Origin of the sequence: Tepidimonas sp., assembly GCF_036824975.1 — a bacterium.
Lineage (GTDB): Bacteria > Pseudomonadota > Gammaproteobacteria > Burkholderiales > Burkholderiaceae_C > Tepidimonas.
The window spans coordinates 1-13,541 of the sequence record NZ_DAISZC010000059.1; the positions used below are offsets into that span (position 1 = coordinate 1).

General features: G+C 67.9%; 11 protein-coding genes. 2 read left to right on the forward strand and 9 right to left on the reverse strand.

Annotated features, from left to right (window positions below):
• The first annotated feature begins 124 nt into the window (after positions 1 to 124).
• Entirely contained in the window at positions 125 to 838 is a 714-nt protein-coding gene (locus V7Z54_RS07595; protein WP_334135577.1) for a Crp/Fnr family transcriptional regulator, read from the forward strand.
• A 47-nt stretch (positions 839 to 885) separates the two neighbouring features.
• On the opposite strand, the gene V7Z54_RS07600 is transcribed toward V7Z54_RS07595, so the two are convergent.
• From V7Z54_RS07600 to gyrA, 9 genes are all read right to left on the reverse strand, one after another.
• Positions 886 to 2,034 (reverse strand): tetratricopeptide repeat protein, encoded by a 1,149-nt coding sequence (locus V7Z54_RS07600; protein ID WP_334135579.1) that lies wholly within the window; start codon positions 2,032 to 2,034, stop codon positions 886 to 888.
• Positions 2,024 to 2,311, reverse strand: coding sequence for a lipopolysaccharide assembly protein LapA domain-containing protein (locus V7Z54_RS07605; RefSeq protein ID WP_334135581.1), 288 nt, complete (start codon positions 2,309 to 2,311; stop codon positions 2,024 to 2,026). The genes V7Z54_RS07600 and V7Z54_RS07605 overlap by 11 nt, the downstream gene beginning before the upstream one ends.
• A complete protein-coding gene (locus tag V7Z54_RS07610) occupies positions 2,308 to 2,601 on the reverse strand; it encodes an integration host factor subunit beta (RefSeq protein WP_334135582.1) in 294 nt (97 codons plus the stop codon). The genes V7Z54_RS07605 and V7Z54_RS07610 overlap by 4 nt, the downstream gene beginning before the upstream one ends.
• Before the next feature lie 108 nt (positions 2,602 to 2,709).
• Complete coding sequence (gene rpsA, locus V7Z54_RS07615; RefSeq protein WP_334135584.1) at positions 2,710 to 4,389, reverse strand: 30S ribosomal protein S1; 1,680 nt, start codon at positions 4,387 to 4,389, stop codon at positions 2,710 to 2,712.
• A gap of 137 nt (positions 4,390 to 4,526) precedes the next feature.
• Positions 4,527 to 6,599, reverse strand: a complete 2,073-nt coding sequence (locus tag V7Z54_RS07620; protein WP_334135585.1) for a bifunctional 3-phosphoshikimate 1-carboxyvinyltransferase/cytidylate kinase — start codon at positions 6,597 to 6,599, stop codon at positions 4,527 to 4,529.
• Positions 6,563 to 7,600: a prephenate dehydrogenase gene (locus V7Z54_RS07625; RefSeq protein WP_443082453.1), complete on the reverse strand. Its 1,038-nt coding sequence runs from the start codon at positions 7,598 to 7,600 to the stop codon at positions 6,563 to 6,565. The genes V7Z54_RS07620 and V7Z54_RS07625 overlap by 37 nt, the downstream gene beginning before the upstream one ends.
• 7 nt (positions 7,601 to 7,607) lie before the next feature.
• A complete protein-coding gene (pheA, locus tag V7Z54_RS07630) occupies positions 7,608 to 8,759 on the reverse strand; it encodes a prephenate dehydratase (RefSeq protein ID WP_334135587.1) in 1,152 nt (383 codons plus the stop codon).
• A 32-nt stretch (positions 8,760 to 8,791) separates the two neighbouring features.
• Positions 8,792 to 9,934 (reverse strand): 3-phosphoserine/phosphohydroxythreonine transaminase, encoded by a 1,143-nt coding sequence (gene serC, locus V7Z54_RS07635; protein WP_334135588.1) that lies wholly within the window; start codon positions 9,932 to 9,934, stop codon positions 8,792 to 8,794.
• Positions 9,935 to 9,936: 2 nt separating this feature from the next.
• Entirely contained in the window at positions 9,937 to 12,603 is a 2,667-nt protein-coding gene (gene gyrA / locus V7Z54_RS07640; protein ID WP_334135589.1) for a DNA gyrase subunit A, read from the reverse strand.
• A 333-nt stretch (positions 12,604 to 12,936) separates the two neighbouring features.
• On the opposite strand from gyrA, the gene ompA reads away from it, so the two are divergent.
• A partial coding sequence (ompA, locus tag V7Z54_RS07645) for an outer membrane protein OmpA (RefSeq protein WP_334135590.1) occupies positions 12,937 to 13,541 on the forward strand: 605 nt, incomplete at its 3' end.

A 13,541-nucleotide genomic window follows, 5' to 3' on the forward strand; every position in this document is an offset into this window, starting at 1 on the left:
GCCGCATCGGCAAGATCTACACGCTGGAGGAGATGCGCCAGCGCTACGACAAGGGTGAATTGGCGCCGCGTGTTGAGTAAGCACACAGCGTGCATCTGAGCTGCGGTCGGGCGACAATTCGCCCATGATTCCGATCAAGACCGAATCCGCCTGGCGAGGCACGGCCGACTGCAAGACCTGCGGGATCCGCGACATGGGGCTGTTCGCGGATCTCAATGAGCAGGACTTCAACCTGATCCACGCGCCGATCGACGATCTGGCGTTCCACGCCGGTTCGACCCTCTACCAGGAGGGCGAGCCGGCGTTTGGTGTGTTCACGCTGCGCAGTGGGCTGGTCAAACTGGTGCGCAGCACTCCGGACGGCCGCCAGCGCGTGCTACGCGTGCTGCGCCCGGGTGACGTAGTCGGGCTGGAGGCGCTGGCCACCAGCCGCTACGACAGCGAGGCCGTGGCGTTGACCGAGGTCTCGGTGTGCCGCATTCCGACCGACGTCATCCACCGGCTGGCACAGAATTCGCCGCGCCTGCACTGGCGCTTGCTGCAGAAGTGGCAACAGGCGCTCAAGGAGGCTGACGACTGGCTGGCCGCGCTCAATTTCGGCACCGCGCGCCAGCGCGTTGCCAATTTCATCTTGAAAATGCGCCATGCCACCGACCCAGCGGTGGTGACGCTGTTCACGCGCGAGGATATGGGCGCGATGATGGACCTCAAGCTCGAAACGGTCAGTCGCGAAATCAGCGCCCTGGTGCGCGCCGGGGTACTGCAGCCGCTGGATCGGGTCGGCCGCCTATACCGCATCGTGGACGAGGCGGCGCTGCAGGCCACCGTGGCCAGCTGACCCGGCACGCATCGCACTCCACGCGGGGGGTGCGGCTGCGTCCGGGGTCACAATTCCTCGACGCGGCGCGGCGGATAGGTATCCCAGCCTTGGCAGCCTGGGCACTGCCAGAAGTACTGGCGCGACTCGAAGCCGCAAGCTGCGCAGCGGTAGCGCTTCAGCGGCTCGCCGGCGCGCTCCAGCGCGCGCCGCACCAGAGGCTCCTCATCGGGAGTGCCCAGTGGCACGCCCGCCAGCCATAGCGTGGCGGCCACCAGCGATGGTTCCTGCCGCAGGTGGGCGATGTAGCGTGCGCGCGCGGCCGTCGCGTCCGGCTCAAGTGAGGCCAGGGCTTGCGTGACGTCCAACGCGCTACCGTGCGTCGCCTCCCACTGCAGCAGCGTGGCGCGCGCCGCTTCGGCCTGTCCCGTCAGCAGCGACCATTGAGCCAAGGCGTGCGCGATCAGCGGTACGTGAGTGGGGCAGTGGCGCACCAGTCCATGCAGGGCCGCCAGCGCCCCCTCCGTGTGGCCCAGGGTCTGGCGCAGGTCGGCCAGTGCTGCCCACGCGCGCGCGCAGGCTGGCACCTGCTGCACCAGCGCCTCCAGCAGCGCCAGGGCCTGCGTCGTGTGTCCTTGCCGCTGCAGCGTGGCGGCCTGCTCGCAGCGGTGGTGCGCCAGGCGCAGCCTGAAGCTGCCGTGCGGCCCGCCTTCGAGCGCCTGCGCCATCGCAGCGGCGCGCTCCCAGTCGCGGGCGCGTTCGTGGATGCCCAGCAGGGCCAGCCGCGCCTCGGCGTCGAAGCGCGTATCCAGCAGCGCCGTGAACGCCGCCTCCGCTCGGTCGAGCAGTCCGGCTTTCAAGAAGTCCAGCGCCAGGGCATGCTGGGCCCGCTCGCGCTCCACAGCCGATAGGTCGGCGCGCGCCAACAGGTGCTGGTGCACGCGCACCGCACGGTCATAGTCGCCGCGGCGGCGAAATAGACTGCCCAGCGCGAAGTGCAGTTCGACCGCGTCCGGTTCATGGCGGGCGGCCTCGATCAGGGCATCGATCGCCTGATCCTGTTGCTCGTTGAGCAGGTGGCTCAGCCCACGGAAGTAGGCTCGCGGCACTGGCCGGCTCTCCAGCCGCCATTGGCGGAAGTCGATGCGCGAGGCCACCCAGCCCAGACCGAAGGCCACCGGCAGCGCCCACAGCAGCCAGGCGAAATCAAACTCCATGGACAGCCGAGTCGTCGGCGCTGCCCGCCGATGGGGGGGGAGCGGGGGGCGCCGCCAAGCGACGCGCCGCCCGGCTGGCACGCCACCACGGCGGCACCATCACCGCCATGCCCAGCAGAACTCCGATGCACAGCGCCACCAGCAGGACCAAAGCCAGCGGCGCGTCCCAGTAAGCGCCGAACAGCCCCTGCACGCGCACCGGCGTCTGGTTGCGCAGGGCGAGCGCAAAGATCAGCACGAAGGCGGCGGCCTTGAGCAGCCAGCCCAGAACCTTCATGTCTCCTCCCGCGCGCCGTCCACGGCCTCGCGCAGCGCCTTGCCGGGCTTGAAGTGGATGACCCGCTTGCCGGGAACCTGTACCGCCTCGCCGGTGCGCGGGTTGCGCGCTTGTCGCGGGGGGCGCGCCACAACGGCAAAGCTGCCAAAGCCGCGGATTTCGATGCGATGACCGGCTGTCAGGGCCTGCGCCATCCCGTCCAGCAGGGTCTTGACGGCCACCTCGGCGTCAGCCGTGGTCAACTGCGGGTGGCGTTCGGCTAAGGCGACGAACAGATCGCTGCGATTCATGGGGCCCCATTATGCCGTCATCGTCGGCCCATGAAAAAACGCCCGGCCGGGGTACACCGGGCCGGGCGCAGCGCTGGGCCCGGACCCGCCGGGCCGCGCCTGCCGGAATCAGTTGTTGGCGTTGTCCAGCTTGGCGCGCAGCAGGGCACCCAGGTTGGTGGTGCCGGCATTGCCAGCCGCCTGGCTCAGGCTGGCCATGGCTTCCTGCTGATCGGCGGCGTCCTTGGCCTTGATCGACAGCTGGATGCTGCGGTTCTTGCGATCGATGTTGATGATGACCGCGGTGACCTCGTCGCCTTCCTTGAGCACGTTGCGCGCGTCCTCGACACGGTCACGCGAGATTTCGCTGGCGCGCAGGTAGCCGGTCAGATCGTTGCCCAGGTCGATTTCGGCGCCCTTGGCATCGACCGACTTCACGGTGCCAGTGACCGTGGCGCCCTTGTCGTTGACCGAGACGAACGTGGTGAACGGATCGGCGTCGAGTTGCTTGATGCCCAGGCTGATGCGCTCGCGCTCCACATCGACGCCCAGCACCACCGCTTCGACTTCCTGGCCCTTCTTGTAGTTACGCACTGCCGACTCGCCCGGCTCGTTCCACGACAGGTCGGACAGGTGCACCAGCCCGTCAATGCCATTGTCCAGGCCGACGAAGATGCCAAAGTCGGTGATCGACTTGATCGGGCCCTTGACCTTGTCGCCGCGCTTGTGGGTGTCGGCGAATTCCTGCCAGGGGTTGGGCTTGCACTGCTTCATGCCTAGGCTGATGCGGCGCTTGTCCTCGTCGATGTCGAGCACCATGACCTCGACCTCGTCGCCGATGGACACCACCTTGGTCGGCGCCACATTTTTGTTGGTCCAGTCCATCTCGGAGACGTGCACCAGCCCTTCAATGCCGGGCTCGAGTTCGACAAACGCCCCGTAGTCGGCGATGTTGGTCACCTTGCCAAACAGGCGCGTGCCAGCCGGGTAGCGGCGCGCCACACCCAGCCACGGGTCGTCACCCATTTGCTTCAGGCCCAGCGAGACGCGCTGGCGCTCGGTGTCGAACTTGAGCACCTTGGCCGTGACTTCCTGGCCCACCTGTACCACCTCGTTCGGGTGACGCACGCGGCGCCACGCCATGTCGGTGATGTGCAGCAGGCCATCGATGCCGCCCAGATCGACGAACGCGCCGTACTCGGTGATGTTTTTGACCACACCGGTGACGATGGCGCCTTCTTTCAGCGTCTCCAGGAGCTTGGCGCGCTCTTCGCCCATCGAGGCCTCGATCACGGCGCGACGGCTCAGCACCACGTTATTGCGCTTGCGGTCGAGCTTGATGACCTTGAACTCCATGGTCTTGCCCTCGTAGGGCGTCAGATCCTTGACCGGGCGCGTATCCACCAGCGAGCCCGGCAGGAACGCGCTGATGCCATTGACCATGACCTTGAGGCCACCCTTGACCTTGGTGGTGGTGGTGCCGGTGACGAACTCGCCTGACTCCAGCGCCTTTTCCAGCTGCATCCACGAGGCCAGCCGCTTGGCCTTGTCGCGCGACAGGATCGTGTCGCCGTAACCGTTTTCGACGGCCTCGACGGCGACGGCGACGAAGTCACCGACCTGCACTTCCAGCTCGCCCTGGTCGTTCTTGAACTCGTTGATCGGGATGTAGGCCTCGGACTTCAGCCCGGCGTTGACGACCACGTGGTTGTGGTCGATGCGCACGACTTCGGCGGTGATGACCTCACCCGGGCGCATTTCGGCGCGCTTGAGCGACTCTTCGAACAGGGCGGCAAACGATTCAGACATGCAATTTCCTGATGCCGCCGGGGTCCGTGTGCGGCGGCGGTTGGGGGATGGCATCCGAGCGGAGCACGGATGGTGGGTTGACGAACCCTTGGGCGATCGGATGCGGGGATCCGGCAGCACCCGCGGGGCCTTCAGCCTCACCGGCGTGCCGCTGCGTCCGGACCCGACGCGGCGGCAAACGGCCGGCGTTGTAGCCACCAGTCAAGCACCGTCTGCACCGACTCGTCGATGCTCAAGTGCGAGTTGTCCAGCGGCAGCGCGTCTTCGGCCATGGCAAGCGGCGCAGCAGCTCGCGTACGATCCCGAGCGTCCCGCGCCTCAATGTCGGCCAAAAGACCGGCTATGCTAGCAGCTTCTCCGCGTGCACGCAACTGCTCCAGCCGCCGCTGTGCGCGCGTGGTGGCGCTGGCGGTCAGGAAGACCTTCAGCGGCGCATCCGGAAACACCACTGTGCCCATGTCGCGCCCGTCGGCCACCAGCCCGGGCAGGCGACGAAAACTGCGTTGCAGCGCCAGCAATGCGGCGCGCACCGCAGGCAGCGCCGAGATGCGCGAGGCGGCCATCCCGGCGGCTTCGCTGCGCACCGCCAGCGTCACGTCCTCCCCGTCCAACCACAGACGGCCGTCTGCGAAGCGCACCGGCAGGGTCGCTGCCAGCGCCTCCAGGCGGGCCACCGTCAGCGTATCGCACAGCGCCGCCTCGTCGGTACCCACGCCCGCGCGCTCGGCCGCCAGCGCCAGCAGCCGGTACAGCGCGCCCGAGTCGAGCACGTGGTAGCCCAACCGTTGGGCCAGCGCCGCCGCCAGTGTGCCCTTGCCCGACGCTGTCGGCCCATCGATGCACAGCACCGGGATGTCGGCCGGGTCGGCCTGTGCCACCGTCCACAGGGTCTCGAAGTAGTCGGGGAACGTCTTGCCCACACACTGCGGATCGAGAATGCGCACCGGCAGCCGCGCCGGGTTGAACGCGGCCAGCGAACCGCACATGGCCATGCGGTGGTCATCATAGGTGTGCAGCGCCGCGGCGCGCCAGCCGCGGCCGTCGGCACCCAGCGGGTGCACGCGCAGCCAGTCGGGGCCTTCCTCGATGGTGGCCCCCAGTCGGCGCAGTTCGGCGGCCATGGCGGCGATGCGGTCGGTTTCTTTGACGCGCCAGCTGCCGATGTGGCGCAGCGTGGAGGGGCCGTCGGCGTACAGCGCCATCACGGCCAGCGTCATCGCGGCGTCGGGAATCGCGTTGCAGTCGAGGTCGATGGCGCGCAGTGGCCAGGCGCCACGGCGCACGTGCAGGCGGTTGGCCTCGCCCTCGATGCGCGCGCCCATGGCCTCGGCGGCGGCGGCAAACGCGATGTCACCCTGGATCGATGCGAGACCGACTCCCTCGATGGTCACTGGGGCGTCGGTGGCGGCCAACGCCCCCGCGGCGATGAAATAGCTGGCCGACGAGGCGTCGCCTTCGACCGGGATGGTGCCTGGCGAGCGGTAGTGCGCGCCCGCCGGGATGGTGAAGCGTGACCAGCCCTGACGTTGTACCGCCACACCGAAACGCGCCAGCAGACGCAGCGTGATGTCGATGTAAGGTTTCGAAATCAACTCACTGACGACCTCGATGACGATGTCGTGCTCGTGCGCGGCCAGTGGCAGCGCCAGCAGCAGCGCGGTCAGAAATTGGCTGGAGACGTCGCCACGCACCCGGATCGCTTCGCTGGTGCGCAGCGCACCGGGCACCCCTGTCCCCACCGCCAGCGGCGGGTAGCCCGGCTGTCCCAGGTAGTCCACCGCACTGCCGAGCTGGCGTAGCGCGTCCACCAGATCGCCGATCGGGCGTTCGTGCATGCGCGGCACGCCCGCCAGCTCGAAGCGCCCACCCTGCAGGGTGGCCAGCACCGCCAGCGCCGCCGTCAGCGGCCGCATCGCGGTGCCCGCGTTGCCCAGAAAAAGCCGCGCCTGCCGCACGGCCAGCCGTCCGCCTAGGCCGCGTATGCGCACCGTGCTCGGTCCCAGGCGTTGCAGGCTGCAGCCCAGCGCCACCAAAGCGTCGAGCATCACGCGCGTGTCGTCGGAGTCGAGCAGATCCTCGATCACCGTCTCACCGTCACACAGGGCGGCCAGCAGCAGCACCCGGTTCGAAATGCTTTTGGAGCCGGGCAGCCGCACGGCGCCGGCGGCGGCCCTCAGCGGGGGGATGTCGAGGAAGGCGGTTCGGTACATGGCGTCTGGGATGTGGGGGCGGCAGCATACGCGCCAGCGGCCCACGCAGTGCGAATATGACAGGCGTGGTCAATGAGCGCATGCAGTGCGGCGGCATCGCCGGCCTGCAGGGTGGCCTCGAAGGCGTCGAGCGCCGCGCGAAACGCCTGTGCCTGCCGCAGCACCTGCTCGCGGTTGGCCAGCAGAATGTCGCGCCAGACGTCCGGGTCGCTGGCCGCGATGCGGGTGAAATCGCGAAAGCCGGGGCCGGCCAGCCCGAGCCATTCCGCGGCGGTGGGCTGCTGCGCCAGCGCCCGCACCGCGGCAAAGGCCAGCAGGTGAGGCAGGTGGCTGACGGCGGCGTAGGCGGCGTCGTGCGCCTCGGGCGGCATGGTGCGCACGCGCGCCCCCAAGGCCTGCCAGAGGGCCGACGCCCACCGCGTCTGTGCCGGATCGGTCTGTGGCAGCGGGGTCAGGATCACCTGGCTGCCACGGTACAGCTCGGCGCTGGCATGCTCCACCCCGGCGCGTTCTTTGCCCGCGATGGGGTGTGCTGGCACGAACTGCGCCAGCCGGTCCGCGAAGTGCTGCTGCGCGGCCGCCACCACGTTCCCTTTGGTGGAACCGACATCCATCACCAGTGCGCCGGGGCTTACCCGGTCACGGATGGCCTGCAGGGTGGCGGCGGTGGCGGCCACCGGTACGGCCAGCAGGATCAGATCCGCGCCCTCCACCGCCAGCGGGGCTGACGGCGCTGCGGCGTCAATGACGCCCAGCTCGCGCGCGCGGTGCAGGGTTTGGGGCGAGCGGGCGTGGCCCACCACCCGCTGCACCAGCCCGGCGGCCCTGGCGGCCAGCGCGAACGACCCCCCCATCAGGCCGCAGCCGAGCACTGCCAATTGGCGAAAGTGAGGGGGTGGATTTTTCGGCGCATCTTGCCGGGTGTCCGCAGGCGCCGCAGGGGCGGTGGCATTTTGGGCGGCTGAGACCGCACCGGCGTGAGGGAGGCGGGGGGAGCACATGCGGGCGTCACTCCGACACGGGGTAGGCGCCCAGCATCTTGTAGAACGCACACAGACCCTGCAGCTCCTGCAGGGCCGCAGCTACCTGTGGCTGGGAGGGATGACCCGCGATGTCGATGTAGAAGTAGTACTCCCACTGTCCGGACTTGGCGGGTCGCGACTCGAAGCGTGTCATCGATACGCCATGCTCCTTCAGCGGCCGCAGCAAGTCGTGTACCGCACCAGGGCGGTTCGGCACCGACACTACCAAGCTGGTGCAGTCGCGCCCGCTGGCTGGCGGCATCGCCATGGTTTGGGGCAGGCAGATGACGGCAAAGCGCGTGCGGTTGTAGGCCTCGTCTTGAATGGCGTGCGCGACGATGTGCAGCATATATTGAGCCGCCGCACGTTCGCTGGCGATGGCCGCCCAAGCGGGGTTTTGGGTGGCCAGCCGCGCGCCTTCGGCGTTGCTGGCCACCGCACGCCGTTCGGCGTGCGGCAGGTGGGTGGACAGCCAGCCCTGGCACTGCGCCAGCGCCTGCGGGTGCGCCATCACGACCTCGATGCCGTCCAGGCTGGGTACTTGACGCAGCAGGTTATGCCGCACCAGCAGGCTGACTTCGCCCACGATGTGCACCGGCGAGCGCAGAAAGAGGTCCAGCGAGCGCGCCACCACGCCCTCGGTGGAGTTCTCCACGCCGACCACGCCAAACTGCGCGGTACCGGCGGCGGTGGCGTGGAAGACCTCGTCGAAGCTGGGGCAGTAGATCAAATCGGCAGCGCTGCCAAAATAGTCGATGGCCGCCTGCTCGCAAAACGTGCCTTCCGGCCCCAGCACGGCCACCCGCAGTGGGGCCTCCAGCGCCAGGCAGGCCGACATGATTTCGCGCCAGATGGCGGCCACGTGGTCGTTGCGCAGCGGGCCGCTGTTGCACGCCTGCAAGTTGGCAATCACTTGCGCGGCGCGATCGGGACGAAAGAACGGCGAACCTTCGGCGCGCTTGACGGCGCCTACCTCCTCGGCGATGCGGGCGCGCTCGTTGAGCAGCGCCAGCAGTTGTTCGTCCAGCGCATCGATGCGCTGGCGCAGCGCCAGCAGGCGCGGGCTGGCCGTCGGTGCAGGGGCTGCGGTGTCCGCAGCAGGGCAGGGGGCAGGCGAGGGGGAAGCGGGTTCGGTCATGGCACGCCGTCCAGCATGGCGGACAAGGCCGGTCAGGCCCGTCGTTCGAATTCGTGCAGATAGTCGATCAGCGCCTCCACGCCCGCCATCGGCATGGCGTTGTAGAGGCTGGCGCGCATGCCGCCCACCGATTTGTGGCCTTTGAGCTGCAACAGCCCGCGTTCCTGTGCGCCACGCAGAAACGCGGCGTTGCGCGGGTGGGCCGGGTCACGCAGCGGTTGGCCGTCGTCGCCGCGCAAAAAAAACGGCACATTCATGCGCGAGCGGCAGGCCGGATCGACCAGGTTGACGTACAGCGCAGAGCGGTCGATCGCGTCGTACAGGCGCTGCGCCTTGGCCATGTTGCGCGCCTGCAGCGCCGCCACGCCGCTCAGGTCGCCTTCGCGCTGCGCCAGTGCCCATTGGAAAATCAGACCGGCGATATAAATCGCGTACGTGGGTGGCGTATTGGCCATGGAGTGCGCTTCGGCCAGCACCCGATAGTCGAATACGCTGGGGCAGATCGGCAACGCGTGCCCCAGCAGATCCTCGCGCACCACCACCAGCGTCAGGCCCGCCGGGCCGATATTTTTCTGCGCCCCGCCAAACGCCAGGCCGACACGCGCCCAGTCCACCGGTCGCGACAGCACGTGCGATGAAAAATCGATCACCAGCGGCGCGTCGCTGCCCAGCCCCGCCAAGTCAGGCAAGGTGTGGAATTCGACCCCATGAATGGTCTCATTGGAGCACAAATGGACGTAGCTGGCATCGTCGCGCAGGTGCCATGTGGCGGGGTCGGGGATCGTGGTGAAGCCGCTGTCGGCACCGTTGGCGGCGATCTGCACGTCCCCGTAACGCCGCGCTTCCTGGGCTGACTTTTGGCTCCAGGCCCCGGTGACGACGACATCGATGCGCCGCGCTGTTCGCCGTCCCACCAGGTTCAGCGGCACCATGGCGTTGTGCGCGAGCGCCCCGCCCTGCGAAAACAGCACGCGAAAGTGCGGTGGAATGGCCAGCAACGTGCGCAGGTCGGCCTCGGCGCGTTCCAGAATTTCTCCGAACGCCGCGCCGCGGTGGCTCATCTCCATGACCCCCATGCCGGTGCCGTGCCAGTCCAGCATTTCGGCTGCGGCCTGCTGCAGCACGCTCTCGGGCATGGCGGCCGGACCGGCCGAGAAGTTGTACGGGCGCGCCATGGTCAGCTCCCGGTGATGTCGTCTGACGGGGAGGCGCCGGGCGCGCCGACATCGGGCGATGCCTCGCCGCTGTCGTCAAGGCCGGCTTCGTCGTTGTCGGCAATGCGTTGCAGGCCGCTGAGGCGATCGCCCTCGTCCAGTGCAATCAGCGTCACGCCCTGGGTGGCGCGGCCCAGTTCACGGATTTCGGCCACGCGGGTGCGCACCAGCACCCCGCGGTCGGTGATCAGCATGATTTCGTCCTCCGGGCGCACCAGCGTCGCGGCCACGACCTTGCCGTTGCGCTCGCTTTGCTGGATGGCGATCATCCCCTTGGTGCCGCGGCCGTGGCGGGTGTACTCGGTGATCGGGGTGCGCTTGCCATAGCCGTTTTCGGTGGCGGTCAGCACGCTCTGCGTTTCGTCCTCGGCCACCAGCATGGCGATGACGCGCTGGCCATCCTCCAGCGTCATGCCCTTGACGCCGCGTGCCTGCCGGCCCATCGGGCGCACGTCGTTTTCGTCGAAGCGCACTGCCTTGCCGCCGTCGGAAAACAGCATCACGTCGTGCTGGCCGTCGGTCAGTGCCGCGCCGATCAGATAGTCGCCCTCGTCCAGATCGACCGCGATGATGCCGGCCTTGCGCGGGTTGGCAAACTCGTCGAGCGCGGTCTTTTTGACCACCCCGTGCGCAGTGGCCATAAAAACGTAGTGGTCGGCGGGGAAACGGCGGAACTCGCCGGTCAGTGGCAGCACCACCGTGATTTTTTCCCCTTCGGCCAGCGGAAACATGTTGACGATGGGGCGCCCGCGCGAGTTGCGCGAGCCGGCGGGCACCTCCCACACCTTGAGCCAATACAGCCGGCCACGGTTGCTAAAGCACAGGATCCAGTCGTGCGTATTGGCGATGAAGAGCTGGTCGATCCAGTCGTCGTCCTTGGTGGCGGTGGCTTGCTTGCCGCGCCCGCCACGGCGCTGTGCGCGATACTCGGACAACGGCTGCGCCTTGATGTAGCCCGCGTGCGACAGCGTCACCACCATGTCCTGCGGGGCAATGAGGTCTTCGGTGTCGAGCTCCTGCGCGTTGTGCTCGATCTGGCTGCGCCGCGCGCCCTCAGGGGTCTGGCCGAACTCGGCGCGGATGGCACGCAGCTCGTCGGCGATGATGGCAGTCACCCGCTCGGGCCGGGCCAGGATGTCGAGCAGGTCGTCGATGTGCGCCATCACTTCCTTGTACTCGGCCACGATCTTGTCCTGCTCCAGGCCGGTCAAGCGTTGCAACCGCATCTGCAGGATTTCCTGCGCCTGCGTCTCGGACAGCGCGTACAGCCCATCGCCCTGCAGGCCGTAATGCCGCGGCAGGTCCTCGGGCCGGTAGTCGTCGGCATTGACCACGCTGCCGTCGGGCCGCGCGCGCGTTAGCATCTCGCGCACCAGCGCACTGTCCCAGCGGCGCGCCATCAGCTCGGCCTTGGCCACCGGCGGGGTGGGGCTTTCGCGGATGATGCGGATGAACTCGTCGATGTTGGCCAGTGCCACCGCCAGACCTTCGAGCACGTGGCCGCGTTCGCGGGCCTTGCGCAGCTCAAACACCGTACGTCGTGTGACCACCTCGCGCCGGTGCTGCAGGAAGATGTCCAGCAGGTCCTTCAGGTTGCACAGCTTGGGCTGGCCGTCCACCAGCGCCACCATGTTGATGCCGAACGTGTCTTGCAGCTGGGTGTGCTTGTACAGGTTGTTCAGCACCACCTCGGGCACCTCACCGCGCTTGAGCTCGATCACCACCCGCATGCCGGACTTGTCCGACTCGTCCTGGATGTGGCTGATGCCCTCGATGCGCTTGTCGCGCACCAGCTCGGCGATGCGCTCCAGCAGCGCCTTCTTGTTGACTTGGTAGGGGATTTCATCGACGATGATGGCCTGCCGCTGGCCGCGATCGATGTCCTCGAAGTGGCAGCGCGCGCGCATGATCACGCGCCCGCGCCCGGTGCGGTAGCCTTCGCGCACACCCTGGATACCATAGATGATGCCGGCGGTCGGAAAGTCCGGCGCCGGGATGATGGCCATCAGGTCATCCACCGTCGCGTCGGGGTGCGCCAGCAGGTGCAGGCAGGCATCCACCACCTCGTTGAGGTTGTGCGGCGGAATGTTGGTGGCCATGCCCACCGCGATGCCGGCCGAGCCGTTGACCAGCAGATTGGGCAGCCGGGTGGGCAGCACCAGTGGCTCGCGCTCGCTGCCATCGTAGTTGGGGCCGAAATCGACGGTTTCCTTGTCGATGTCGGCCAGCATTTCGTGGGCGATCTTGGACAGCCGGATTTCGGTGTAACGCATCGCTGCGGCGCCGTCGCCGTCCACCGAACCGAAATTGCCCTGGCCATCGACCAGCATATGGCGCAGCGAGAAATCCTGCGCCATGCGCACGATGGTGTCGTATACCGCACTGTCGCCGTGCGGGTGGTACTTACCGATGACGTCACCGACGATGCGCGCCGATTTCTTGTAGGGGCGATTCCAGTCGTTGCCCAACTCGTGCATCGCGTACAACACGCGCCGGTGCACGGGTTTCAAGCCATCGCGGGCGTCGGGCAGCGCGCGCCCCACGATCACGCTCATCGCGTAATCGAGGTAGCTGCGGCGCATCTCCTCTTCGAGGCTGACGGGGATGGTTTCTTTGGCGAATGCGGTCATGAACGCGCCGCCGTCGGGGCGGTGTAACTGAAATGGGGAGGTGCCGGCGCGGTTCCCTCATGAGGAGGCTGATGAGCGCGGCGGCCAGGCTCCACAAAATGCCGATGTATTGTAAGGAACTCGATCGCACCGTTTGCGCCCTGTCCTGGGTGGCCGGGCTGTTGCAAGACCGCCACAGGCTGGCGGCTTGGCGGCACGCGCTGGCGCCAGGACGACCGCGGGGGCTTGGCAGCAGCACGCCATGTGGCAGAATAACACCGTAAGCATCCAAGGCCGCACGGGCTCCGCGGTTCGCTGGATTGATCCGGTTCACCACACAGACAGAGGTACAGAATGAACAAACTGACGAAGATTGCTGCGTTGTTTGCCACAGCCGCCGCGGCGGCGGGGGCGGGGGCCCAGACCATCGACAACTGGCGCAACGGCACCGGTGACTTGGTCTGGAAGAACGGCACCAACGAGCTGTGCTGGCGCAACGCGAGCTGGACGCCGGCCACGGCGGCCAAAGGTTGTGACGGAGCGATCGTTGCTGCGCCGGCGCCCGCTCCGGCGCCCGCTCCGGCCCCGGCGCCCGCTCCGGCTCCGGCACCCGCCCCGGCGGCTGCTCCGGCCCCTGCTCCGGCACCGGCACCCGCACCCGCTCCGGCCCCGGCTGCTCCGGCCAAGGTGACGTATGCGGCCGAAACCTTTTTCGACTTTGATAAAGCGGTTCTGAAGCCCGAGGGCAAGGCCCGCCTGGACGACCTGGTCGAGAAGCTCAAGGGCATCAAGCTGGAGGTGGTGATTGCCGTCGGTCACACTGATTCCACCGGCCCAGAGGGCTACAACCAGCGTCTGTCCGAGCGTCGCGCCGAAGCCGTCAAGGCGTATCTGGTCAGCAAAGGCGTGGAAGCCAACCGCATCTACACCGAAGGCAAGGGTGAGACCCAGCCGGTGGC